This is a genomic window from Enterobacter sp. HK169 (assembly GCF_001719105.1).
In the GTDB taxonomy this organism is placed as follows: domain Bacteria; phylum Pseudomonadota; class Gammaproteobacteria; order Enterobacterales; family Enterobacteriaceae; genus Enterobacter; species Enterobacter asburiae_B.
This window is the reverse complement of the sequence record NZ_CP017087.1, coordinates 3730663-3752994: the sequence shown is the minus strand read 5'-3', so window position 1 is coordinate 3752994 and position 22332 is coordinate 3730663. Positions and strand designations below refer to the sequence as shown.

At 55.4% G+C, this 22332-nt stretch carries 18 protein-coding genes; 10 read left to right on the top strand and 8 right to left on the bottom strand.

What is annotated here, in order from left to right; translation table 11 throughout:
• The first annotated feature begins 55 nt into the window (after positions 1–55).
• The 3 genes from EnteroDNA1_RS17790 to speD all read left to right on the top strand — a co-directional run bounded on the left by EnteroDNA1_RS17790 (position 56) and on the right by speD (position 2184).
• On the top strand, positions 56–403 hold the full coding sequence (locus EnteroDNA1_RS17790) for a YacC family pilotin-like protein (RefSeq protein ID WP_014882582.1): 348 nt from the start codon (positions 56–58) through the stop codon (positions 401–403).
• A gap of 116 nt (positions 404–519) precedes the next feature.
• Positions 520–1389, top strand: a complete 870-nt coding sequence (gene speE, locus EnteroDNA1_RS17785; RefSeq protein ID WP_023310424.1) for a polyamine aminopropyltransferase — start codon at positions 520–522, stop codon at positions 1387–1389.
• On the top strand, positions 1390–2184 hold the full coding sequence (gene speD / locus EnteroDNA1_RS17780) for an adenosylmethionine decarboxylase (RefSeq protein WP_032649781.1): 795 nt from the start codon (positions 1390–1392) through the stop codon (positions 2182–2184). It begins immediately after the preceding gene.
• 31 nt (positions 2185–2215) lie between these two features.
• On the opposite strand, the gene yacL is transcribed toward speD, so the two are convergent.
• Positions 2216–2578 carry a protein YacL gene (yacL, locus tag EnteroDNA1_RS17775; RefSeq protein ID WP_023310423.1) on the bottom strand — a complete coding sequence of 121 codons (363 nt, stop codon included), beginning with the start codon at positions 2576–2578 and terminating at the stop codon, positions 2216–2218.
• Positions 2579–2768: 190 nt separating this feature from the next.
• A complete protein-coding gene (gene acnB / locus EnteroDNA1_RS17770) occupies positions 2769–5366 on the bottom strand; it encodes a bifunctional aconitate hydratase 2/2-methylisocitrate dehydratase (protein ID WP_064673246.1) in 2598 nt (865 codons plus the stop codon).
• A gap of 399 nt (positions 5367–5765) precedes the next feature.
• On the opposite strand from acnB, the gene EnteroDNA1_RS17765 reads away from it, so the two are divergent.
• Together EnteroDNA1_RS17765 and EnteroDNA1_RS17760 are read left to right on the top strand one after the other, a co-directional pair.
• Positions 5766–7322, top strand: coding sequence for a DUF3300 domain-containing protein (locus EnteroDNA1_RS17765; RefSeq protein WP_069303670.1), 1557 nt, complete (start codon positions 5766–5768; stop codon positions 7320–7322).
• 10 nt (positions 7323–7332) lie between these two features.
• Positions 7333–8124, top strand: coding sequence for a DUF2950 family protein (locus EnteroDNA1_RS17760; RefSeq protein ID WP_064673268.1), 792 nt, complete (start codon positions 7333–7335; stop codon positions 8122–8124).
• 53 nt (positions 8125–8177) lie between these two features.
• Here EnteroDNA1_RS17760 and lpdA read toward each other — a convergent pair whose 3' ends face one another.
• From lpdA to pdhR, 4 genes are all read right to left on the bottom strand, one after another.
• Positions 8178–9602 carry a dihydrolipoyl dehydrogenase gene (gene lpdA, locus EnteroDNA1_RS17755; protein WP_003856313.1) on the bottom strand — a complete coding sequence of 475 codons (1425 nt, stop codon included), beginning with the start codon at positions 9600–9602 and terminating at the stop codon, positions 8178–8180.
• Positions 9603–9777: 175 nt separating this feature from the next.
• Positions 9778–11673 carry a pyruvate dehydrogenase complex dihydrolipoyllysine-residue acetyltransferase gene (gene aceF / locus EnteroDNA1_RS17750; RefSeq protein ID WP_064673244.1) on the bottom strand — a complete coding sequence of 632 codons (1896 nt, stop codon included), beginning with the start codon at positions 11671–11673 and terminating at the stop codon, positions 9778–9780.
• Positions 11674–11687: 14 nt separating this feature from the next.
• Positions 11688–14351 carry a pyruvate dehydrogenase (acetyl-transferring), homodimeric type gene (gene aceE / locus EnteroDNA1_RS17745; protein ID WP_023310418.1) on the bottom strand — a complete coding sequence of 888 codons (2664 nt, stop codon included), beginning with the start codon at positions 14349–14351 and terminating at the stop codon, positions 11688–11690.
• Between the two features lie 244 nt (positions 14352–14595).
• Positions 14596–15360, bottom strand: a complete 765-nt coding sequence (gene pdhR, locus EnteroDNA1_RS17740; protein ID WP_008501960.1) for a pyruvate dehydrogenase complex transcriptional repressor PdhR — start codon at positions 15358–15360, stop codon at positions 14596–14598.
• Between the two features lie 263 nt (positions 15361–15623).
• Between pdhR and EnteroDNA1_RS17735 the strand changes: the two genes are divergently transcribed.
• From EnteroDNA1_RS17735 to EnteroDNA1_RS17720, 4 genes are all read left to right on the top strand, one after another.
• A complete protein-coding gene (locus EnteroDNA1_RS17735) occupies positions 15624–15851 on the top strand; it encodes a hypothetical protein (protein WP_080934400.1) in 228 nt (75 codons plus the stop codon).
• Positions 15852–15897: 46 nt separating this feature from the next.
• Complete coding sequence (gene aroP, locus EnteroDNA1_RS17730) at positions 15898–17268, top strand: aromatic amino acid transporter AroP (RefSeq protein WP_029739677.1); 1371 nt, start codon at positions 15898–15900, stop codon at positions 17266–17268.
• A gap of 164 nt (positions 17269–17432) precedes the next feature.
• Positions 17433–18830 (top strand): glycoside-pentoside-hexuronide (GPH):cation symporter, encoded by a 1398-nt coding sequence (locus EnteroDNA1_RS17725; protein WP_033144647.1) that lies wholly within the window; start codon positions 17433–17435, stop codon positions 18828–18830.
• A gap of 10 nt (positions 18831–18840) precedes the next feature.
• Positions 18841–19791: a glycoside hydrolase family 43 protein gene (locus tag EnteroDNA1_RS17720; RefSeq protein WP_064673243.1), complete on the top strand. Its 951-nt coding sequence runs from the start codon at positions 18841–18843 to the stop codon at positions 19789–19791.
• 18 nt (positions 19792–19809) lie between these two features.
• Here EnteroDNA1_RS17720 and ampE read toward each other — a convergent pair whose 3' ends face one another.
• Entirely contained in the window at positions 19810–20664 is an 855-nt protein-coding gene (ampE, locus tag EnteroDNA1_RS17715) for a beta-lactamase regulator AmpE (RefSeq protein ID WP_033144645.1), read from the bottom strand.
• A 9-nt stretch (positions 20665–20673) separates the two neighbouring features.
• Entirely contained in the window at positions 20674–21225 is a 552-nt protein-coding gene (gene ampD, locus EnteroDNA1_RS17710; RefSeq protein ID WP_024907473.1) for a 1,6-anhydro-N-acetylmuramyl-L-alanine amidase AmpD, read from the bottom strand.
• Positions 21226–21312: 87 nt separating this feature from the next.
• Here ampD and nadC point away from each other — a divergent pair, with 87 nt between their 5' ends.
• Complete coding sequence (nadC, locus tag EnteroDNA1_RS17705) at positions 21313–22206, top strand: carboxylating nicotinate-nucleotide diphosphorylase (protein ID WP_064673242.1); 894 nt, start codon at positions 21313–21315, stop codon at positions 22204–22206.
• The last annotated feature ends 126 nt before the right edge of the window (positions 22207–22332 follow it).

The following is a 22332-nucleotide window of genomic DNA, read 5'->3' as shown; positions in this document are numbered from 1 at the left end:
CGCACCGGCATCAAGTATGCTAACGTTAATTTTCCGTGAAGAAGTGGTAGAAGCAATGAAGACGTTTTTCAGGACAATTTTGTTCGGAAGCCTGATGGCAATGTGTGCGAACAGCTATGCGCTAAGTGAAAATGAAGCGGAAGATATGGCCGATTTAACGGCGGTTTTTGTATTCCTGAAAAATGATTGTGGCTACCAGAATTTACCCAACGGGCAGATTCGCCGCGCGCTGGTCTTTTTTGCCCAGCAAAACCAGTGGGATCTCAGCAACTACGACAGCTTCGACATGAAGGCCCTCGGCGAAGACAGCTACCGTGACTTGAGCGGTATTGGTATTCCCACTGCCAAAAAATGTAAAGCGCTGGCTCGCGACTCACTCAGCCTGCTCGCCTACGTCAAATAACCTTCCCGACGCCCCCCTGTTGAACCTATAGCCGTGCAACCACGGTTATAGTTAGCTATCATGTTTCGCTCATTTTTTGTGAGCGTAACGGATGTTAACAAAGGAGGAGTCCGCGTATGGCCGACCACACGTTGTGGCATGAAACACTGCATGACCAGTTTGGTCAGTACTTTGCCGTTGATAACGTGCTCTATCATGAGAAAACCGATCACCAGGATCTCATCATCTTCGAAAACGCCGCCTTTGGCCGCGTGATGGCGCTGGACGGCGTCGTGCAAACGACCGAGCGCGACGAGTTTATCTATCACGAAATGATGACCCACGTTCCGCTGCTGGCGCACGGTCACGCGAAGCATGTCCTGATTATCGGCGGCGGCGACGGCGCAATGCTGCGTGAAGTGTCCCGCCATCGTTCCATTGAAACCATCACCATGGTGGAAATCGATGCGGGCGTCGTCTCTTTCTGCCGCCAGTATCTGCCCAACCACAATGCCGGTAGCTATGACGATCCGCGCTTTAGCCTGGTGATTGACGACGGCGTTAACTTTGTTAACCAGACCTCGCAGACCTTTGACGTCATTATCTCCGACTGCACCGACCCAATCGGCCCCGGCGCGTCGCTGTTTACCTCCTCCTTCTACGAAGGCTGCAAGCGCTGCCTGAACCCGGGCGGGATCTTCGTCGCACAAAATGGCGTCTGCTTCCTGCAGCAGGATGAAGCGCTCGACAGCCATCGTAAGCTGAGCACCTATTTCGATGATGTCAGCTTCTATCAGGCCGCTATTCCGACGTACTACGGCGGGATCATGACCTTTGCCTGGGCGACGGATAACGACGTATTACGCCATCTCTCCACCGAAATTATTCAGGCCCGCTTCCATCAGGCCGGTCTTCAGTGCCGATACTACAATCCGGCAATTCATACCGCAGCGTTTGCCCTGCCGCAGTACCTGCAGGACGCATTATCCACTAAGGGGGTGAGCTAATTGAAAAAGCTTAAACTGCATGGCTTTAACAACCTGACGAAAAGCCTGAGTTTTTGTATTTACGATATCTGCTATGCCAAAACAGCGGAAGAACGCGATGGTTACATCGCCTATATCGACGAACTCTACAACGCCAACCGTCTGACCGAGATCCTGTCAGAAACCTGTTCCATTATCGGCGCAAACATCCTGAACATCGCCCGACAGGATTATGAACCTCAGGGCGCCAGCGTGACTATTCTGGTCAGCGAAGAGCCGGTCGACCCGAAGCTTATCGACAAAACTGAACATCCGGGCCCGCTGCCGGAAGTGGTCGTGGCCCACCTGGATAAAAGCCATATCTGCGTGCACACCTACCCGGAGAGTCACCCGGAAGGCGGGCTGTGCACGTTCCGCGCCGATATTGAAGTGTCGACCTGCGGCGTGATTTCCCCGCTGAACGCACTGAACTATTTAATCCACCAGCTGGAATCGGACATCGTCACCATTGATTATCGCGTGCGTGGTTTTACCCGCGATATCAACGGCATGAAGCATTTCATCGACCACGAGATCAACTCCATCCAGAACTTTATGTCCGAGGACATGAAATCGCTGTACGACATGATGGACGTGAACGTGTATCAGGAAAATATCTTCCATACCAAGATGTTACTTAAGGAATTCGACCTTAAGCACTATATGTTCCACACGAAGCCGGAAGATTTGAGCGAAGAAGAGCGTAAGGCGATTACTGACCTGCTCTGGAAAGAGATGCGCGAGATTTACTACGGCCGCAATATTCCGGCCGTGTAAGAGCAAGCCGGAGCAGGGATGCTCCGGGCTGTTATTTCTGTTTCATAAAGTCGCGGTAGGCATTTACCACCTGAAGGAAATCCTCTACGCCGCACATCGACAGGCTTTCTTCGTCATAGTAGCTCATCCCCTCTTCCATCTCGTCACCTGAAAACTCGAGCTGGTTGGCACGCACCATGACCTCTTCACCGTCCATCCACAGCGTATATTCATGCCCGGCGCGCTGCCAGGATCGTTCACTGCCTTTCACCGTATTTGCCGCCTGTTCAACCTCATCAAGAAGTGCGAGATTTTCTTTCACCTCTTCGTTAAACCAGTGTCCAACGGCTTCGTGGCCCATCGACATACGCACTTTCACCACTCCAGTGATGTCGCGCAGAAATTCGTAATCCATAGTGTTTTCCTCTGCAAAGCCATTACGGTAATTATCGCAGCAGCGAGGAAGAAAAAAAGCGTGAGAGGTGGGAGGAATGAAAATAAAAAGGTGAGAGCAAGACCCTGCGGCCTGATGCCCTCACCCCGCCCCTCTCCCACGGGAGAGGGTGCAAACACTAAAAACCGTCTCATGGAGACGGTTTTGCTGTTTATACCGCCGTCTGGAAGATAACCCCGTCGGCCTTCTCGGTGTACTGAGAAAGCTGGTCGAAGTTCAGATAGCGATAGGTATCCACCGCGGTCTTATCCACCTGAGCCACAAAGGTCTGGTACTCTTCCGGCGTTGGCAGTTTGCCAATCAGCGCCGCAACCGCCGCCAGCTCCGCAGAGGCCAGGAAGACGTTCGCACCGGTACCTAAACGGTTCGGGAAGTTACGGGTAGAGGTGGAAACCACCGTCGCACCGTCGGCTACGCGCGCCTGGTTGCCCATACACAGGGAACAGCCAGGGATTTCGATACGCGCCCCGCTCTTACCAAACACGCTGTAGTAGCCCTCTTCGGTCAGCTGAGCCGCGTCCATACGGGTTGGCGGCGCCACCCACAGACGGGTTGGCAGCTGGCCTTTGTGGGTATCCAGCAGCTTACCGGCAGCACGGAAGTGACCGATGTTGGTCATACAGGATCCGATGAACACTTCGTCGATCTTCTCGCCCTGAACCTCAGACAGCGGACGCGCGTCGTCCGGATCGTTCGGCGCACACAGGATTGGCTCTTTGATATCCGCCAGATCGATGTCGATCACCGCCGCGTACTCTGCGTCAGCATCGGCTTCCAGCAGCTGCGGATCGGCCAGCCATTTTTCCATGCCCTGGATACGACGCTCCAGCGTACGACGGTCGCCGTAGCCTTCTGCAATCATCCACTTCAGCAGCACGATGTTGGAGGTCAGATACTCAATAATCGGCTCTTTGTTCAGCTTGATGGTACAGCCAGCCGCAGAGCGCTCGGCGGAAGCATCGGTCAGCTCGAACGCCTGCTCCACTTTCAGATCCGGCAGACCTTCAATTTCCAGAATGCGGCCAGAGAAGATGTTTTTCTTCCCTTTCTTCTCAACGGTCAGCAGGCCCTGTTTAATCGCATACAGCGGGATCGCGTGAACCAGGTCGCGCAGGGTAATACCCGGCTGCATTTTACCTTTGAAGCGCACCAGCACCGATTCCGGCATATCCAGCGGCATCACGCCGGTCGCAGCAGCAAACGCCACCAGACCGGAGCCCGCCGGGAAGGAGATACCGATTGGGAAACGGGTATGGGAGTCACCGCCGGTACCGACGGTATCCGGCAGCAGCATGCGGTTCAGCCAGGAGTGGATTACGCCGTCACCCGGACGCAGGGAAACGCCGCCGCGGTTCATGATGAAGTCTGGCAGCGTGTGGTGCGTGGTCACGTCAACCGGCTTCGGATAGGCCGCCGTGTGGCAGAAAGACTGCATCACCAGATCAGAAGAGAAGCCCAGGCACGCCAGGTCTTTCAGTTCGTCACGGGTCATTGGGCCAGTGGTGTCCTGAGAGCCCACGGAGGTCATCTTAGGCTCGCAGTACGCGCCAGGACGAATACCGGCTACGCCGCACGCGCGGCCCACCATTTTCTGCGCCAGCGAATAACCGCGGTTGCTTTCAGCAACGTCTTTCGCCTGACGGAAAACGTCAGAGTGCGGCAGACCCAGCGCTTCACGCGCTTTGGTAGTCAGACCACGACCGATGATCAGCGGGATACGGCCACCGGCACGCACTTCGTCGATCAGCACGTCGGTTTTCAGCTCGAAGCTTGCCAGCAGCTCGTTGGTCTCGTGGTTGCGCACTTCGCCTTTGTACGGGTAAACGTCAATCACGTCGCCCATGTTCAGGTTAGAAACGTCCACTTCGATCGGCAGGGCGCCCGCATCTTCCATGGTGTTGAAGAAGATTGGCGCAATTTTGCCGCCGAGGCACAGGCCGCCGCCGCGCTTGTTCGGCACGTGCGGAATGTCGTCGCCCATGAACCACAGCACGGAGTTGGTTGCGGACTTACGGGAAGAACCGGTACCCACAACGTCACCCACATAGGCCAGCGGGAACCCTTTTTTCTGCAGGGCTTCGATCTGTTTGATCGGGCCGACGCTGCCCGGCTGATCCGGCTCAATACCTTCACGGGCGTTTTTCAGCATCGCCAGGGCGTGCAGAGGGATATCCGGGCGAGACCACGCGTCCGGTGCCGGAGAGAGGTCATCGGTGTTGGTTTCACCGGTCACTTTAAAGACGGTAACGGTGATTTTTTCAGCCAGGGCTGGACGGTTCAGGAACCATTCGGCATCAGCCCAGGACTGCATCACCTGCTTCGCATAGATGTTGCCCGCTTTGGCTTTTTCTTCCACATCGTAGAAGTTATCGAACATCAGCAGCGTGGAAGAGAGCGCTTTAGCGGCAATCGGTGCCAGCTTGTCGTTATCCAGCGCGTCAATCAGCGGATGAATGTTGTAACCACCCTGCATGGTGCCGAGCAGTTCAATGGCTTTTTCAGGAGTAACCAGTGGGGAGGTGGCTTCGCCTTTGGCGATAGCAGCAAGGAATCCGGCTTTTACGTAGGCAGCTTCATCTACGCCAGGCGGTACGCGGTTGATCAGCAGATCTAACAGGAATTCTTCTTCGCCCTTAGGCGGGTTCTTCAGCAGCTCGACGAGCGCGGCCATTTGGGTTGCATCTAAAGGTTTGGGTACAATTCCCTCGGCGGCACGTTCTGCTACGTGCTTACGGTATTCTTCTAGCACGACGGTTCTCCTCGCTCTCATTGTCATATGCGGCGGGCGTTCTCTTCACGCTCCTGTGAGACAGCAGTTTGTAGGGTAAATGCCCGATACCGCGTCGGGCAGCATAGCAGGATTTCTGCACAGTGTTAATCCGTTTACAAAAAAGCAACATTAAAAAATTTGCTGAATCGTTAAGCATGGTGTAGCGGGGATTCAGGGCATCTTTTTGCGGTATCTTCGGCACCGTGACGCTTCAGTTTTTTCTTCATCAGATATAATTGTGTAATAAATACTCACACTCTTTATCCGGACGTACCGGACGCTTCCCAATAAAAGTCAAAACAGTAAAAGACGGGTGAATAATACTCACGCCAACCGTAACGCCTCACGGCACAGCGCTTGTCTCGTTGGAGTCATTTTATGAAGTTGCCCTTTAAGCCACATCTGCTCGTCCTTCTGTGCAGTGCCGGGCTGTTTGCCGCCTCGGGCGTCATGTTTGTCAAAGGCCGCGCCACGGAGCCCGCTGCGCCGACTCCCGTCGCACAACAACCGGCTGCACCAGCGCCTGCCGCAGCCCAGCCCGCACCTGTTGTCGCGCCAGCCTACACTGCCGCGCAAATCGATCAATGGGTTGCTCCCATCGCGCTCTACCCGGATGCCCTGCTGTCGCAAATTTTAATGGCGTCGACCTATCCGGCCAACGTGATCCAGGCGGCGCAGTGGTCCAAAGACAACCCTAAAATGGAAGGGGATGCCGCGATTCAGGCCGTTGCCAGCCAGCCCTGGGATCCCAGCGTAAAATCGCTGGTCGCGTTTCCTCAGCTTATGTCCCTGATGGGTGAAAACCCGCCGTGGGTACAAAATCTGGGTGATGCGTTTCTCGCGCAGCCGAAGGACGTGATGGATTCCGTACAGCGCCTGCGCGCGCTGGCGCAGAAGACCGGCGCTTTACAATCCACGCCCCAGCAGACGGTCACCACCGTGACTAAACCGGCGCCAGCGAAAACCAGCACCGCCGAGGCGACGACCGCCACGACGTCCGCGCCCGCCCCAACGGTAATCAAAATTGAATCTGCCGATCCGCAGGTTGTTTACGTCCCGACCTATAACCCCAATACGGTTTATGGGACCTGGCCAAACGCCGCTTATCCGCCCACCTATCTCCCGCCTACGCCCGGGGAGCAGTTTGGCAACAGCTTCGTAAACGGTTTAGGCTTCAGCCTGGGCGTCGCCACAACCTATGCCATCTTCAGCAACATCGACTGGGATGATGACGATGACTGGGATCATCACCATGGCGACTGGGATAATCACGGCGGCTATAACCGCAACGGCGATAACAATATCAATATCAACGTTGAGAACTTCAATAAAATCAGCGGACAGCGCCTGACGGACACCAACCGCACCTGGCAGCACAACCCGGCCTATCGGGAAGGCGTGCCCTATCCGACTAACCAGCTCAACACTCGCTTCCACTCCACCAACGCGGCGACAGGGCTCAGCTCAACGCAGCAAAAACCGGTTAACCGCGATAGCCAGCGTCAGGCCGCGCTAAGCCAGATGGCGAAATCCACGGGTAAAACCTTCCCCCAAACGGCGCGCTCCGGAACGAAAGACGTGCAGCGTCAGGCCTCAGGTGAACAGCTGAAGCAGATTTCACAGCGCAATAACTACCGCGGCTACGACACTAAACCGCAGACGGCGAAGCGGAGCACCGCGCAGCAGCGAGAAAATCGCCAGACCAACGCGCAGAGACAAGAGAAGCGGGCTTCGCAGCCCGCGCAGCAACGCTCTCTCCAGCAGCGAAGCAGCCAGCCCCGGGCCAATGCGCTGAGCGGTAACGACAGCCGCTCGGCGAACTGGCAGGCGCAGCAGCAGCGCGGTGCGCAAAGCAGACAGCTCGCTGCGCGCCAGCAGCAGCCACGTCAGGCGTCTGGTGGACGTGCTGAACGCCGTGAAATTCGACATCGCTAAGGGAACCGACATGAAACGTAAACTACTCAGCGGAATGGTGTTATTTATGCTTTCGGCCTCGGTGATGGCGCAGCAGTCTTTTAGCACACCCGCTCAGGCAACCGATGCGCTGACCAAAGCCATCCGTGAGCAAAACGAGAGCGCGATGACCAACCTGCTTGGAGAGAACTGGCGCGATTTTCTGCCGCCTGAGGGCGTTGATCCGGATGCTGTCGATCGCTTCCTGCGCGACTGGAACGTCCGTCATACCACGGTTGTCGAAGGAGATACGGCACACCTGGTTGTCGGAGACAGCGGCTGGCAGCTTCCCATCCCGGTGATCAAAACCTCGGCAGGCTGGCAGTTCGACATCAAAGAAGGGGCAGAAGAGATCCTGACCCGCGAAATCGGGCGTAACGAGCTCGCCGCCATTGAAGCCTTACATGCCTATGTTGATGCGCAGCAAAGCTATTTTGCGATGAACCAGAAATACGCGCAGAAGATTGTCAGCTCGAAAGGCAAAAAAGACGGTTTGTACTGGCCAGCCTCGCCCGGCGAAGCGCCCAGCCCGCTCGGCCCGGCATTTAGTCCGAAAGAGCCAGGTACCGGCTATCACGGCTATCGCTTCCGCATCCTGCCGGATAATCACGGTTTCGCGATGGTGGCCTGGCCGGTCAGCTACGGTCAGACGGGCGTCATGAGCTTTGTGATAAACCAGGACGACAAGGTGTACCAGTCCGATCTCGGCAGCGATTCAGAGCAGAAAGCCCGGGCGCTAGCCGCCTATAGCCCTGATAAAACCTGGCAGCCTGTGGCCCCCTGAACGCAGCGCATAAAAAAAGCGGCCATTGGCCGCTTTTTTTCATCTGAAGAAACTTATTTCTTCTTCGCTTTCGCGTTTGGCAGGTCAGTGATGCTGCCTTCAAACACTTCTGCCGCCAGGCCCACGGACTCGTGCAGAGTCGGGTGAGCGTGGATGGTCAGCGCGATGTCTTCAGCGTCACAGCCCATTTCGATAGCCAGACCGATTTCACCCAGCAGCTCGCCGCCGTTGGTACCGACAATCGCACCACCGATGACGCGGTGAGTCTCTTTGTCGAAGATCAGTTTGGTCATACCGTCAGCGCAGTCGGAAGCGATAGCACGGCCAGAAGCAGCCCACGGGAAGGTGGCGGTTTCGTAGCTGATGCCTTTCTCTTTCGCTTCTTTCTCAGTCAGACCGACCCATGCCACTTCTGGCTCGGTGTACGCGATAGATGGAATGACTTTCGGATCGAAGTAGTGCTTCATGCCGGCGATAACTTCAGCGGCAACGTGACCTTCGTGGACACCTTTGTGCGCCAGCATTGGCTGACCGACGATATCGCCGATAGCAAAGATGTGCGGCACGTTAGTGCGCAGCTGCTTGTCAACGCGGATAAAGCCACGGTCGTCCACTTCCACGCCAGCTTTGCCCGCGTCGAGGTTTTTACCGTTCGGCACACGGCCGATAGCCACCAGCACGGCGTCGTAACGCTGTGGTTCGGATGGGGCTTTTTTGCCTTCCATGGAAACGTAAATACCGTCTTCTTTCGCTTCAACGGCAGTCACTTTGGTTTCCAGCATCAGGTTGAATTTCTTGCTGATGCGTTTGGTGAAGACTTTAACGATGTCTTTGTCGGCAGCCGGGATAACCTGGTCGAACATTTCAACCACGTCGATCTCTGAACCCAGCGCATGGTACACGGTACCCATTTCCAGACCGATGATACCGCCGCCCATGACCAGCAGACGCTTAGGAACGGTTTTCAGCTCCAGCGCATCGGTGGAATCCCACACGCGTGGATCTTCATGCGGAATGAATGGCAGTTCGATTGGGCGAGAGCCTGCCGCGATGATCGCGTTGTCGAAGTTGATCACGGTTTTGCCGTTTTCGCCTTCCACTTCCAGGGTGTTCGCACCGGTGAATTTACCCAGACCGTTTACCACTTTCACTTTACGGCCTTTGGCCATACCCGCCAGACCGCCGGTCAGCTGAGTGATAACTTTCTCTTTCCAGGTACGAATTTTGTCGATATCGGTTTTCGGCTCGCCGAAGACGATACCGTGTTCAGCCAGCGCTTTGGCTTCTTCGATAACTTTCGCTACGTGCAGCAGCGCTTTAGAAGGGATACAGCCGACGTTCAGACAAACACCGCCGAGGGTGCTGTAACGTTCTACGATGACGGTTTCCAGACCTAAATCCGCTGCACGGAATGCTGCGGAGTAACCTGCCGGGCCTGCCCCAAGTACTACGACCTGAGTTTTGATTTCTGTGCTCATCATGACCTCTTAATTTATACCCGTCGTCCACCGGGTCGTTCTATCCGCCCGCAGTTTACAAAATTGTTAACAATTTTGAAACAACAAACGGCTCACGAATTGTCGCTTTCGCCAATAACCTCACAAACACCATGAGATTATCAGAAAAAAGCCGGCCGACTGGCCGGCTTTTCGATTACATCACCAGGCGGCGAATGTCGCTCAGCATGTTGTTGATGATGGTGATGAAGCGCGCACCATCAGCACCGTCGATCACGCGGTGGTCGAAGGAAAGAGAGATTGGCATCATCAGACGCGGCACGAACTCTTTGCCATTCCACACCGGCTCCATCGCGGACTTGGACACACCGAGGATAGCCACTTCCGGCGCGTTAACGATCGGCGCGAAGTGGGTGGTACCCAGGCCGCCGATGCTGGAGATAGTGAAGCAGCCGCCCTGCATTTCGCCGGCAGTCAGCTTACCATCACGCGCTTTCTTGGAGATCACGGTCAGTTCACGGGACAGCTCAGTGATGCTCTTCTTGTTCACGTCTTTGAAGACCGGAACAACCAGACCATTTGGCGTATCAACCGCAACACCGATATTGATGTATTTCTTCAGCGTCAGCTTCTGGCCGTCTTCGGACAGGGAGCTGTTGAAGCGTGGCATCTGCTCAAGGGCAGCGGCAACGGCTTTCATGATGAAGACCACTGGGGTGAATTTCACGTCCAGTTTGCGCTTCTCAGCTTCAGCGTTCTGCTGTTTACGGAACGCTTCCAGATCGGTGATATCGGTTTTGTCGAAGTGCGTAACGTGCGGGATCATCACCCAGTTACGGCTCAGGTTAGCACCAGAGATTTTCTGGATGCGGCCCAGCTCCACTTCTTCGATTTCGCCGAACTTGCTGAAGTCCACTTTCGGCCATGGCAGCATGCCCGGGATACCGCCACCGGCGGCTGCAGCTGGTGCAGCTTCGGCGCGTTTCACCGCGTCTTTCACGTAGGTCTGAACGTCTTCGCGCAGGATACGACCCTTACGGCCGGTTCCTTTCACTTTCGCCAGGTTCACACCGAATTCGCGCGCCAGGCGACGAATCAGTGGGGTAGCGTGGACGTAAGCGTCGTTTTCAGCGAACTCAGATTTTTCTACTTTAGCAGCAGGGGCAGCGGCTGGTTTAGCAGCCTGAGCCGGTGCAGCAGCCGGTGCTGGAGCAGCCGCGGCAGCCGGAGCTGCGGCAGGCGCAGCGCCTTCCACTTCGAAGACCATGATCAGAGAGCCGGTAGACACTTTGTCGCCGGTGCTGATCTTAATCTCTTTAACGGTACCCGCGAACGGCGCTGGCACTTCCATAGAAGCTTTGTCGCCTTCAACGGTGATCAGTGACTGTTCAGCGGCAACTTTGTCGCCCACTTTCACCATCACTTCGGTCACTTCAACTTCGTCACCGCCGATGTCCGGTACGTTAACGTCTTTCGCGCCGCCAGCAGCTGCTGGTGCAGCAGCCGGAGCCGGAGCAGCGGCCTGCGCAGGCGCGGCAGCGCCTTCTGCACCCGCCACTTCGAAGACCATGATCAGGGAGCCGGTAGACACTTTATCGCCGGTGTTGATCTTGATTTCTTTAACGGTACCCGCGAACGGAGCCGGCACTTCCATAGAGGCTTTGTCGCCTTCTACGGTGATCAGTGACTGCTCGGCCGCAACGGTGTCGCCCACTTTCACCAGGATTTCAGTGACTTCAACTTCGTCACCGCCGATGTCAGGCACGTTCACTTCTTTCGCGCTCGCGGCAGCTGCTGGAGCAGCGGCGGCCGGAGCGGCTTTCTTCTCTTCCTGCGCAGGTGCAGCAGCTGCTGCACCGTCGGCGGAATCGAAAATCATGATCAGTTTGCCGGTCTCGGTTTTATCGCCAACAGAGACTTTGATCTCTTTAACGATGCCAGCCTGAGGAGACGGGACTTCCATAGAGGCTTTATCGCCTTCTACGGTGATCAGCGACTGTTCAGCTTCAACTTTGTCGCCTACTTTGACCAGGATCTCGGTGATTTCAACTTCATCAGCCCCGATGTCCGGTACATTGATTTCGATAGCCATTATTCTTTTACCTCTTACGCCAGACGCGGGTTAACTTTTTCTGCATCGATGTTGAATTTGGTGATTGCGTCCGCAACCACTTTCTTATCGATTTCGCCACGTTTAGCCAGTTCGCCCAGTGCTGCTACAACCACGTAAGAAGCATCAACTTCGAAGTGGTGACGCAGGTTTTCGCGGCTGTCAGAACGACCGAAGCCGTCAGTACCCAGTACGCGATAATCATCAGCTGGAACGTAAGTACGAACCTGCTCAGCGAACAGTTTCATATAGTCAGTAGACGCCACCGCTGGCGCGTCGTTCATCACCTGAGCGATGTACGGCACGCGTGGAGTTTCCAGTGGGTGCAGCATGTTCCAGCGCTCACAATCCTGACCATCACGCGCCAGTTCAGTGAAGGAGGTCACAGAGTACACGTCGGAACCCACGCCGTAGTCTTTCGCCAGGATCTGCGCTGCTTCACGTACGTGACGCAGGATAGAGCCGGAGCCCAGCAGCTGAACTTTACCTTTGCTACCTTCGATGGTTTCGAGTTTGTAGATACCTTTACGGATACCTTCCTCGGCACCTGCTGGCATTGCCGGCATGTGGTAGTTTTCGTTCAGGGTGGTGATGTAGTAGTAAATGTTCTCTTGCGCTTCACCGTACATGCGCTGCAGACCGTCATGCATGATGACTGCCACTTCGTACGCGTAAGACGGATCGTAAGAGATACAGTTAGGGATCGTCAGAGACTGAATGTGGCTGTGGCCATCTTCGTGCTGCAGACCTTCACCGTTCAGAGTCGTACGACCGGAGGTACCGCCTACCAGGAAGCCGCGAGCCTGCTGGTCGCCTGCCTGCCAGCACAGGTCACCGATACGCTGGAACCCGAACATGGAGTAGTAGATGTAGAACGGGATCATCGGCAGGTTGTTGGTGCTGTAAGAGGTCGCAGCAGCCAGCCAGGATGCGCCTGCGCCCAGCTCGTTGATACCTTCCTGCAGGATCTGACCTTTCTCGTCTTCTTTGTAGTATGCAACCTGCTCACGGTCCTGCGGGGTGTACTGCTGGCCGTTCGGGCTGTAGATACCGATCTGACGGAACAGACCTTCCATACCGAAAGTACGCGCTTCGTCAGCGATGATTGGAACCAGACGATCTTTGATCGACTTGTTCTTCAGCATCACGTTCAGGGCACGAACGAAAGCGATAGTGGTAGAGATCTCTTTGTTCTGCTCTTCCAGCAGCTGAGAGAAGTCTTCCAGCGCTGGCAGTTCCAGCTTCTCGGTGAAGTTAGGCTGACGAGCTGGCAGGTAGCCTTTCAGCGCCTGACGACGTTCGTGCAGGTACTTGTGCTCTTCAGAACCTTCCGGGAAGGTGATGTAAGACAGGTTTTCTACCTGCTCATCGGTCACTGGAACGTTGAAACGGTCGCGGATATAACGCACGCCGTCCATGTTCATTTTCTTAACCTGGTGAGCGATGTTTTTACCTTCTGCGGTATCACCCATGCCGTAACCTTTGATGGTATGGGCCAGGATTACAGTCGCTTTACCTTTGGTTTCACGCGCTTTTTTCAGTGCAGCGTAGACTTTCTTCGGATCGTGACCACCGCGGTTCAGAGCCCAGATCTGCTCATCAGTCCAGTCTGCAACCAGTGCTGCGGTTTCAGGGTATTTGCCGAAGAAGTGCTCACGCACGTAGGCACCGTCTTTGGATTTGAAGGTCTGGTAGTCACCGTCAACGGTTTCGTTCATCAGCTGGATCAGCTTACCGCTGGTGTCTTTACGCAGCAGCTCATCCCAACGACCGCCCCACATGACTTTGATCACGTTCCAGCCAGCACCAGCGAAGATGCCTTCCAGTTCGTTGATGATCTTGCCGTTACCGGTTACCGGACCATCCAGACGCTGCAGGTTACAGTTGATGATGAAGCACAGGTTGTCCAGCTTCTCACGGGTAGCGATGGTGATCGCACCTTTGGATTCTGGCTCATCCATTTCGCCGTCGCCCAGGAAGGCGTAAACGGTCTGCTCAGAGGTGTCTTTCAGACCACGGTGTTCCAGGTATTTCAGGAATTTAGCCTGATAGATCGCACCGATTGGGCCCAGACCCATAGATACGGTCGGGAACTGCCAGAATTCAGGCATCAGTTTAGGGTGCGGGTAAGAAGACAGACCTTTACCGTGTACTTCCTGACGGAAGTTGTTCATCTGCTCTTCAGTCAGACGACCTTCCAGGAATGCACGTGCATAGATGCCCGGAGAGATGTGGCCCTGGAAGTACACCAGATCGCCGCCGTCTTTCTCGTTCGCTGCACGGAAGAAGTGGTTGAAGCACACTTCGTAAACGGTCGCAGAAGACTGGAAGGACGCCATGTGGCCACCCAGTTCCAGGTCTTTCTTGGATGCGCGCAGAACGGTCATGATGGCGTTCCAGCGGATTGCAGAACGGATACGACGTTCCAGATCCAGATTGCCCGGGTATTCCGGTTCGTCTTCGACGGCAATCGTGTTTACGTAGTTGCTAGCCCCTGCACCTGAAGCAACCTTCACACCGCCTTTGCGGGCTTCAGAAAGCAGCTGATCAATCAGATACTGAGCGCGCTCAACACCTTCTTCACGGATGACCGATTCGATCGCCTGTAGCCAGTCGCGAGTTTCGATCGGATCCACGTCATTTTGGAGACGTTCTGACATGGGGGTATTCCTTATCTATCTAATACGTTGATTTGTCTGGAACCTGTCCCATTGTGCTCTTTGTTCTTAATATTTCGGGTTATCTCTTTGTTGGCTGCGCTTTCTCACCCCGGTCACATAGTTCGCTATGCTCCCGGGGATTCGCGCGCTTGCCGCCGCGATATAACCCGAACTATTTGAACAACCAAAAGCACAATAAGACAGGTTCTGCGTTTAGTTGCCGCGCTCTAAAAGTACCTGGCGCTTAATCCTTTCGTTGCTGTATGCGGCGTAATGAACGTTCGCGACGCGATTGTTCACGGCTGCGGTCCAGCAAGATTTCCTCAATGAAAGCCAGATGTCGGTGCGACGCTTCGCGCGCCTGCTCCGGTTCCCCGGCCATTATCGCCTCGAATACTCGGGTGCGATGGTTGCTTACCAGTGGGAGCATGTCCCGACGGGCATACAACAATTCAAAATTCTGACGAACGTTCTGGGCCAGCATCGGCTCCATGCAGCGTAGCAGATGGAGGAGCACCACGTTGTGGGCCGCTTCGGTGACGGCGATTTGATACTGGACGACGGCGCTGGACTCGGCGTCTAGATCGCCGGACTGCTGTGCCCGTTCAATGGCCTGATGCAGTTCGCGGATACGCACGCGATCTTCATCAGTGCTGCGAAGGGCGGCGTAATAGGCCGCAATACCTTCAAGCGCGTGACGGGTCTCAAGCAGGTCAAACTGGGATTCTGGGTGGTCAGAGAGAAGTTCTACCAGCGGATCGCTGAAGCTCTGCCACAGGCTGTTTTGCACAAAGGTTCCGCCGCCCTGGCGACGAAGCAGCAAGCCCTTTGCTTCGAGACGCTGAATCGCCTCACGCAGAGAGGGACGTGAAACGTCGAACTGTTTTGCCAGCTCGCGTTCTGGCGGAAGTTTCTCACCCGGGCGCAGAGTCCCTTCGAGGATTAAAAACTCCAGCTGCTGCTCAATCACATCAGATAGTTTTGGTTGGCGAATTTTGCTGTAGGCCATATTCCCTGTCTTACGCCTTTTTGCCCGGAGTCAATTGGTCTTACCAATTTCTATTTCGTATCGCTAAAGTAACAAAGTATTCACCTTCTGTCCATATTGGTTTTGATTGAAATCAGTAAACCCTGCACATTTTAACAACCTTACAGAAATAACGTTTCAGAAATGTAACTTTGCACAAATGAGTTGATTACTCCTTAAGAGGGAGTTTTAACCATAATGAAACGAGGGTTTTTGCAATCTGAAGCGATTCAACAAGGCAAATAATGAAAATTCGCCCACTTACGGAGCATTTCTATTCTATAGGTTGGGTTAGGAAGAATGAGCGGGCCGATTTACAAATGCTTTCTTTTTATTCAAGTCGTCATCACCCCTTCATAAAGCAGGTGCATTCGCAGGCGCTTACCACTATTCTTGCGCTTACGGAAGTCATGTCCGCTTTTTTCGGTCTCGTTAACCGTAAAGAAATAAATACAGAATATGGATTTTCATAATTACACACGCACAGCGTGAACATAACAACCACACACGAGGTTTCAAATGGAAGCTCAACAGCACGGCGATCAGCTAAAGCGCGGGCTTAAAAACCGCCATATACAGCTGATCGCACTGGGCGGTGCGATTGGTACCGGCCTGTTTCTGGGCAGCGCATCCGTTATCCAGTCAGCCGGTCCCGGCATTATTTTGGGTTACGCGATTGCCGGCTTTATTGCCTTTCTGATTATGCGCCAGCTGGGTGAAATGGTCGTTGAAGAGCCGGTCGCAGGCTCCTTCAGCCACTTTGCCTATAAATACTGGGGCAGCTTTGCCGGTTTCGCCTCGGGCTGGAACTACTGGGTGCTGTACGTTCTGGTTGCCATGGCCGAACTTACCGCCGTCGGGAAATACATTCAGTTCTGGTATCCCGAGATCCCAACCTGGGCCTCCGCAGCGGCTTTCTTCGTCATTATTAACGCCATTAACCTGACCAACGTAAAAGTGTTCGGTGAGATGGAGTTCTGGTTCGCTATCATCAAGGTCATTGCCGTTGTGGCGATGATTATCTTCGGCGGCTGGCTGCTGTTCAGCGGCAACGGCGGCCCGCAGGCAACCGTGCGCAACCTCTGGGAACAGGGCGGCTTCCTGCCTCACGGCATGACCGGTCTGGTGATGATGATGGCCATCATCATGTTCTCCTTCGGCGGCCTGGAGCTGGTGGGCATCACCGCTGCTGAAGCCGACAACCCGGAGCAGAGCATTCCAAAAGCCACTAACCAGGTTATCTACCGCATTCTGATCTTCTATGTGGGCTCGCTGGCCGTGCTGCTCTCCCTGCTGCCGTGGACGCGCGTGACCGCCGACACCAGCCCGTTTGTGCTGATCTTCCACGAGCTGGGCGATACCTTTGTAGCAAACGCACTCAACGTGGTTGTTCTGACAGCAGCGCTCTCCGTTTACAACAGCTGCGTATACTGCAACAGCCGTATGCTGTTCGGCCTGGCCCAGCAGGGCAACGCGCCTAAAGCGCTGCTCAACGTCGATAAACGCGGCGTGCCGGTAAACACAATTCTGGTTTCGGCGGTTGTGACCGCGCTGTGCGTGCTCATTAACTACATGGCTCCGGAATCGGCGTTTGGCCTGCTGATGGCGCTGGTGGTCTCTGCCCTGGTCATCAACTGGGCGATGATCAGCCTGGCGCACATGAAGTTCCGCCGCGCCAAGCAGCAGCAGGGCGTCACCACCCGCTTCCCTGCCCTGCTCTATCCGCTGGGCAACTGGGTGTGCCTGGTGTTCATGGCGGCCGTGCTGGTGATCATGCTGATCACGCCGGGTATGGCGATTTCCGTCTACCTGATCCCGGTCTGGATTGCGATCCTTGGCGTGGGCTATCTCTTCAGCCAGAAAAGCCGTAATGCCATGAAAGCACACTAAGCCTCTCTCCGCGGCGCCTGCTTTTGCGGGTGCCGCGCGTTGTTACCTCCCTCACACTTTCACGCCCACAGCGCATTTATCCATATCACCGCCCTGATACTGCAACGCATATATTCCTTTGCCAGCAAATAATTCTCTCCATACCGTAAACCGGAGAGCTGTCGATGGATAACAACACACTGTCAGTAAAAGAAAAGATCGGCTATGGGATGGGCGACGCGGGATGCAATATCATCTTCGGCGCCATCATGCTGTTTGTTAACTATTTTTATACGGATATTTTTGGCCTCGCCCCTGCGCTGGTCGGCGTGCTGCTGCTTTCCGTGCGCGTGATTGACGCCGTAACGGACCCGATCATGGGCGCGATTGCTGACCGTACCCGCAGCAAATATGGTCGGTTTCGTCCATGGCTGCTGTGGATCGCTTTCCCCTACGCGCTGTTCAGCATTCTGATGTTCACCACGCCGGAGTGGAGCTATAACAGCAAAGTTATCTATGCGTTTGTCACCTACTTCCTGCTCTCTTTAACCTATACGGCCATCAACATTCCCTACTGCTCGCTGGGCGGGGTGATCACCAACGATCCAAAAGAGCGCGTGGCCTGCCAGTCGTATCGCTTCGTGCTGGTCGGCATCGCCACGCTGCTGCTCTCATTAACGCTGCTGCCGATGGCCGACTGGTTTGGCGGGGATAACAAAGCCAAAGGTTACCAGATGGCGATGACCGTCCTGGCGCTGATTGGCACCTGCATGTTCCTGTTCTGCTTCGCCACCGTGCGCGAGCGCGTGCGTCCGGCGGTACAGACCAACGACGAGCTGAAAAACGATCTGAAAGACGTGTGGAAGAACGACCAGTGGGTACGCATTCTGCTCCTGACCCTGTGCAACGTCTGCCCGGGCTTTATCCGCATGGCGGCCACCATGTATTACGTCACCTGGGTGATGGGCCAGAGCACCCATTTCGCCACGCTGTTTATCAGCCTGGGCGTGGTCGGCATGATGCTCGGCAGCGTGCTGGCAAAAGTGCTGACCGACCGCTGGTGTAAGCTCAAGGTCTTCTTCTGGACCAATATCGTGCTGGCGATTTTCTCAACCGCCTTTTATTTCTTCGACCCGAAAGCCACCGCCACCATCGTGGTGCTCTACTTCCTGCTGAACATCTTGCACCAGATCCCGTCTCCGCTGCACTGGTCGCTGATGGCCGACGTGGACGACTACGGCGAGTGGAAGACCGGTAAGCGCATCACCGGGATCAGCTTCTCCGGCAACATCTTCTTCCTGAAGCTGGGGCTGGCGATTGCCGGGGCAATGGTCGGCTTCCTGCTCTCCTGGTACGGCTATGACGCGGGCGCAAAAGCGCAGAGCGCGGACGCCATTAATGGGATCGTGCTGCTCTTTACCGTCATTCCCGGCATTGGATACTTAGTTACCGCTGGCGTAGTGCGCCTGCTGAAAGTGGACCGCGAAACCATGAAGCAGATCCAGTCCGATCTGGAAAAGCGTCGCAATAACTACCGCGAGCTGAATGATTATCAGGAACTCAAAGCCGCAGAGACAAAATAAGGAAAGCCGAATGCAAACCTGGCCAAACCCGTTTATTGAACAACGCGCCGATCCGTACATTTTACGCCACGAGGGGCAGTATTATTTTATCGCCTCCGTGCCGGAGTACGACAGGCTGGCGATCCGCCGCGCAGAGTCTCTGGAAGGCTTACGTAATGCCGAAGAAGTGGTGGTCTGGCGCAAACCCAACACCGGCCCGATGAGCCAGCTGATCTGGGCGCCGGAACTGCACCACATCGACGGGAAGTGGTACATCTATTTTGCTGCGACGCACACCCAGGCGCTCGACGCGCTCGGAATGTTCCAGCACCGTATGTTCGCCATTGAATGTGCCGACGGCGATCCGCTCACCGGCACGTGGGTGGAGAAAGGGCAAATCAAAACGCCTTTCGATACCTTCGCTCTGGACGCCACCACCTTTGTTCATCAGGGGAAACGCTGGTATCTGTGGGCGCAAAAAGCGCCGGACATCACCGGTAACTCCAATCTTTATCTGTGTGAAATGGAGAACCCGTGGACGCTGAAAGGCGAGCCGGTGATGCTCAGCAAGCCTGACCACGACTGGGAGCGTCGCGGGTTTTGGGTCAACGAAGGCCCGGCGGTACTGGTTCACGGCGATAAGCTGTTTATCAGCTATTCCGCCAGCGCTACCGACGAGAACTACTGCATGGGTCTACTGTGGATAGACCTGAATGCCGATCCGCAAAAACCGGCAAACTGGCACAAATCCCCCCATCCGGTGTTCGTTACCAGCTACGAAAATCGTCAGTACGGCCCGGGCCACAACAGTTTTACGCAAACGCCGGAAGGGGAAGATGTGCTGGTGTATCACGCGCGGAATTACACCGAAATTGAGGGCGACCCGCTGTACGATCCGAATCGCCATACCCGACTGAAGCTTGTCCGCTGGAATGAAAACGGGATGCCTGATTTCGGCATCCCGCCCGCGGATACGCTTTAGCCTTTGCGGCGCGCTGGCCTACACCAGCGTGCCGTAAATCGTCAGTAGCGCCACGATCACCACCACCACAAACGACGTTTTCTTCGCCATGGAGACAGCGGCTTTCGGCGTTTCAATCTTGTCGGTATGCGGCTCACGCGCCAGCGAGAACTGCGCCAGACGCGTTAGCACCTGGTACTGCGACGTATGGCGATCGGCAAGAGAAGCGAACCATGCGGGCAGCGCTTTTTCACCGTGACCAATTAACGCGTACACCACGCCGACCAGACGCACCGGGAGCCAGTCGATCACGTGCAGGATGGCGTCAATACCGGACTGCAGGCGTTCATGCGGCGTCAGATAACGGGCAAGCCAGGTCTGCCAGGCGCGCAGGAACGCATATCCCATCAGCAGTACCGGCCCCAGCGGACCACCCACTACAAACCAGAACAGCGGCGCAAGGTAGTAACGGAAGTTAATCCACAGCAGCGCGTTTTGCAGCTCGCGCAGGAATTCGCGCTCGTCACAGTCCGGCGGCACGCCGTGGATCATCGTCAGCTCGCTCGCCATGGCACCGCGCGCATGGGCATCGTCACGGGAGGCGGCTTTCAGGTATGCGTGATAGTGTAAACGCACCTTGCCTGCGCCAATGCACAGCACCCCAAGCAGGATCCACACCACCAGCAGCGGCACGTTGAAAAAGAGTCCGTACAGCGAACGCAGGAGCAGGAACGTAATGACCATCACCCCTGCCATCATCAGCAGCGTGCGCAGCATGGAAAAATGTTTGATACGGCGGAATAATACCTCCAGCCGGTGATCCAGATGCCAGTGCTCGCCGAGCTTGAACAGGCGTTCAGCGATGATAACCAGCAGCATGGTAAACAACGTCATGGTATCTCCTTATTCTGACGACGCGGTGAGCATGGCGCGAAACCGGGGCCAGTCAAAGGCCGGGCCGGGATCGGTTTTTCTCTCCGGGGCTATATCACTGTGTCCCGTGATATTGTCGGCGATAGCCGGGTAGAGTCCGATAAGCGTGCGGGTCACTGCCGCTAGCTGTTGATACTGTGAATCGGTGTAGGGCGTCGTATCCGTGCCTTCCAGTTCGATCCCGATAGAAAAATCGTTGCACCGTTCGCGCCCGTGATACATCGACACGCCGGCATGCCAGGCGCGCTTATCAAAGGGAACATACTGAACCACTTCACCATCGCGACGAATCAGGCAGTGAGCCGATACGCGCAGATGTGCAATTTCAGCAAAGAAGGGATGAGCATCGGGATCAATCGTTCCCGTGAATAACGCATCGATCCACGGGCCGCCAAATTCACCCGGCGGGAGACTAATATTATGAACCACCAGCAGTGTGGGCTTTTCATCCTCCGGGCGGCAATCGTGGTGCGGCGAGGGCACGTGCCGCGCATCCACCAGCCATCCGTTTTCTAACAACATGCTGGAACTCCTTCTGTATGGTGCAATGACTCGGTTCAGAGTAGCATGTTTCAATATTATGATTCGTTACCAATTTGGAGTTTTATCATGCCGCCTCGCCGCTACAACCCCGACCACCGACGTGAAGCGCTTCTGGAACGTATTAATATGGATATTCCGGCAAGCGTCTCCCATGCTTTGAAAGAAGATCTGGGCGGTGACGTTAACGCTGATAAGGATATTACCGCACAATTGTTGCCAAAAGAGACGCGCTCGCACGCGGTCATTATCACCCGTGAAGACGGCGTTTTTTGCGGCAAGCGTTGGGTTGAAGAGGTCTTTACCCAGCTGGCGGGTGATGATGTGCAGATTATCTGGCACGTTGAGGACGGCGAGGCAATTACGGCAAACCAGCCGCTGTTTGAACTGGACGGTCCTTCCCGCGTCTTGCTGACCGGCGAACGTACCGCGCTCAATTTTGTACAAACGCTCTCTGGCGTGGCCAGCGAAGTGCGTCGCTACGTTGACCTGCTGGTCGGTACCCGCACCCAGCTGCTGGATACCCGCAAAACGCTGCCGGGCCTGCGCACCGCGCTGAAGTATGCGGTGCTGTGCGGCGGCGGCGCAAACCATCGCCTGGGCTTATCCGACGCCTTCCTGATTAAAGAGAACCACATTATTGCCTCTGGCTCCGTGCGTCAGGCGGTGGAGAAAGCCTTCTGGCTGCACCCGGATGTGCCTGTCGAGGTAGAGGTCGAAAGCCTGGAAGAGCTGGAGCAGGCGATCAAGGCCGGGGCCGATATCATCATGCTCGATAACTTCGAAACAGAGCAGATGCGCGAGGCGGTAAAACTGACTAACGGCCGGGCCCAGCTTGAAGTATCCGGGAACGTCACTTTCGAAACGATCCGTGAATTCGCCGAAACCGGCGTGGATTACATCTCCGTCGGCGCGTTGACTAAACACGTTCGCGCCCTCGACCTCTCAATGCGCTTCAAATAACGCATTCTCCCCTCTCCACCCGGAGAGGGGAATTTCAGCCCCGCTCGCAGATCCGCTGTTCTTCCCTGCAACACTGAATAAATTCTCTGAAGCCTCCTTCCCGTTCCCTTTTTTTCCTCTCGTTTC

Bases quoted from the DNA above. Each gene is read 5' to 3' on its own strand.
- EnteroDNA1_RS17790 (WP_014882582.1), top strand. From the start codon at position 56: ATGAAGACGTTTTTCAGGACAATTTTGTTCGGAAGCCTGATGGCAATG.
- speE (WP_023310424.1), top strand. From the start codon at position 520: ATGGCCGACCACACGTTGTGGCATGAAACACTGCATGACCAGTTTGGT.
- yacL (WP_023310423.1), bottom strand. From the start codon at position 2,578: ATGGATTACGAATTTCTGCGCGACATCACTGGAGTGGTGAAAGTGCGT.
- EnteroDNA1_RS17765 (WP_069303670.1), top strand. From the start codon at position 5,766: ATGAAGTTGCCCTTTAAGCCACATCTGCTCGTCCTTCTGTGCAGTGCC.
- EnteroDNA1_RS17760 (WP_064673268.1), top strand. From the start codon at position 7,333: ATGAAACGTAAACTACTCAGCGGAATGGTGTTATTTATGCTTTCGGCC.
- lpdA (WP_003856313.1), bottom strand. From the start codon at position 9,602: ATGAGCACAGAAATCAAAACTCAGGTCGTAGTACTTGGGGCAGGCCCG.
- aceF (WP_064673244.1), bottom strand. From the start codon at position 11,673: ATGGCTATCGAAATCAATGTACCGGACATCGGGGCTGATGAAGTTGAA.
- aceE (WP_023310418.1), bottom strand. From the start codon at position 14,351: ATGTCAGAACGTCTCCAAAATGACGTGGATCCGATCGAAACTCGCGAC.
- pdhR (WP_008501960.1), bottom strand. From the start codon at position 15,360: ATGGCCTACAGCAAAATTCGCCAACCAAAACTATCTGATGTGATTGAG.
- EnteroDNA1_RS17735 (WP_080934400.1), top strand. From the start codon at position 15,624: ATGAAAATTCGCCCACTTACGGAGCATTTCTATTCTATAGGTTGGGTT.
- aroP (WP_029739677.1), top strand. From the start codon at position 15,898: ATGGAAGCTCAACAGCACGGCGATCAGCTAAAGCGCGGGCTTAAAAAC.
- EnteroDNA1_RS17725 (WP_033144647.1), top strand. From the start codon at position 17,433: ATGGATAACAACACACTGTCAGTAAAAGAAAAGATCGGCTATGGGATG.
- EnteroDNA1_RS17720 (WP_064673243.1), top strand. From the start codon at position 18,841: ATGCAAACCTGGCCAAACCCGTTTATTGAACAACGCGCCGATCCGTAC.
- ampE (WP_033144645.1), bottom strand. From the start codon at position 20,664: ATGACGTTGTTTACCATGCTGCTGGTTATCATCGCTGAACGCCTGTTC.
- ampD (WP_024907473.1), bottom strand. From the start codon at position 21,225: ATGTTGTTAGAAAACGGATGGCTGGTGGATGCGCGGCACGTGCCCTCG.
- nadC (WP_064673242.1), top strand. From the start codon at position 21,313: ATGCCGCCTCGCCGCTACAACCCCGACCACCGACGTGAAGCGCTTCTG.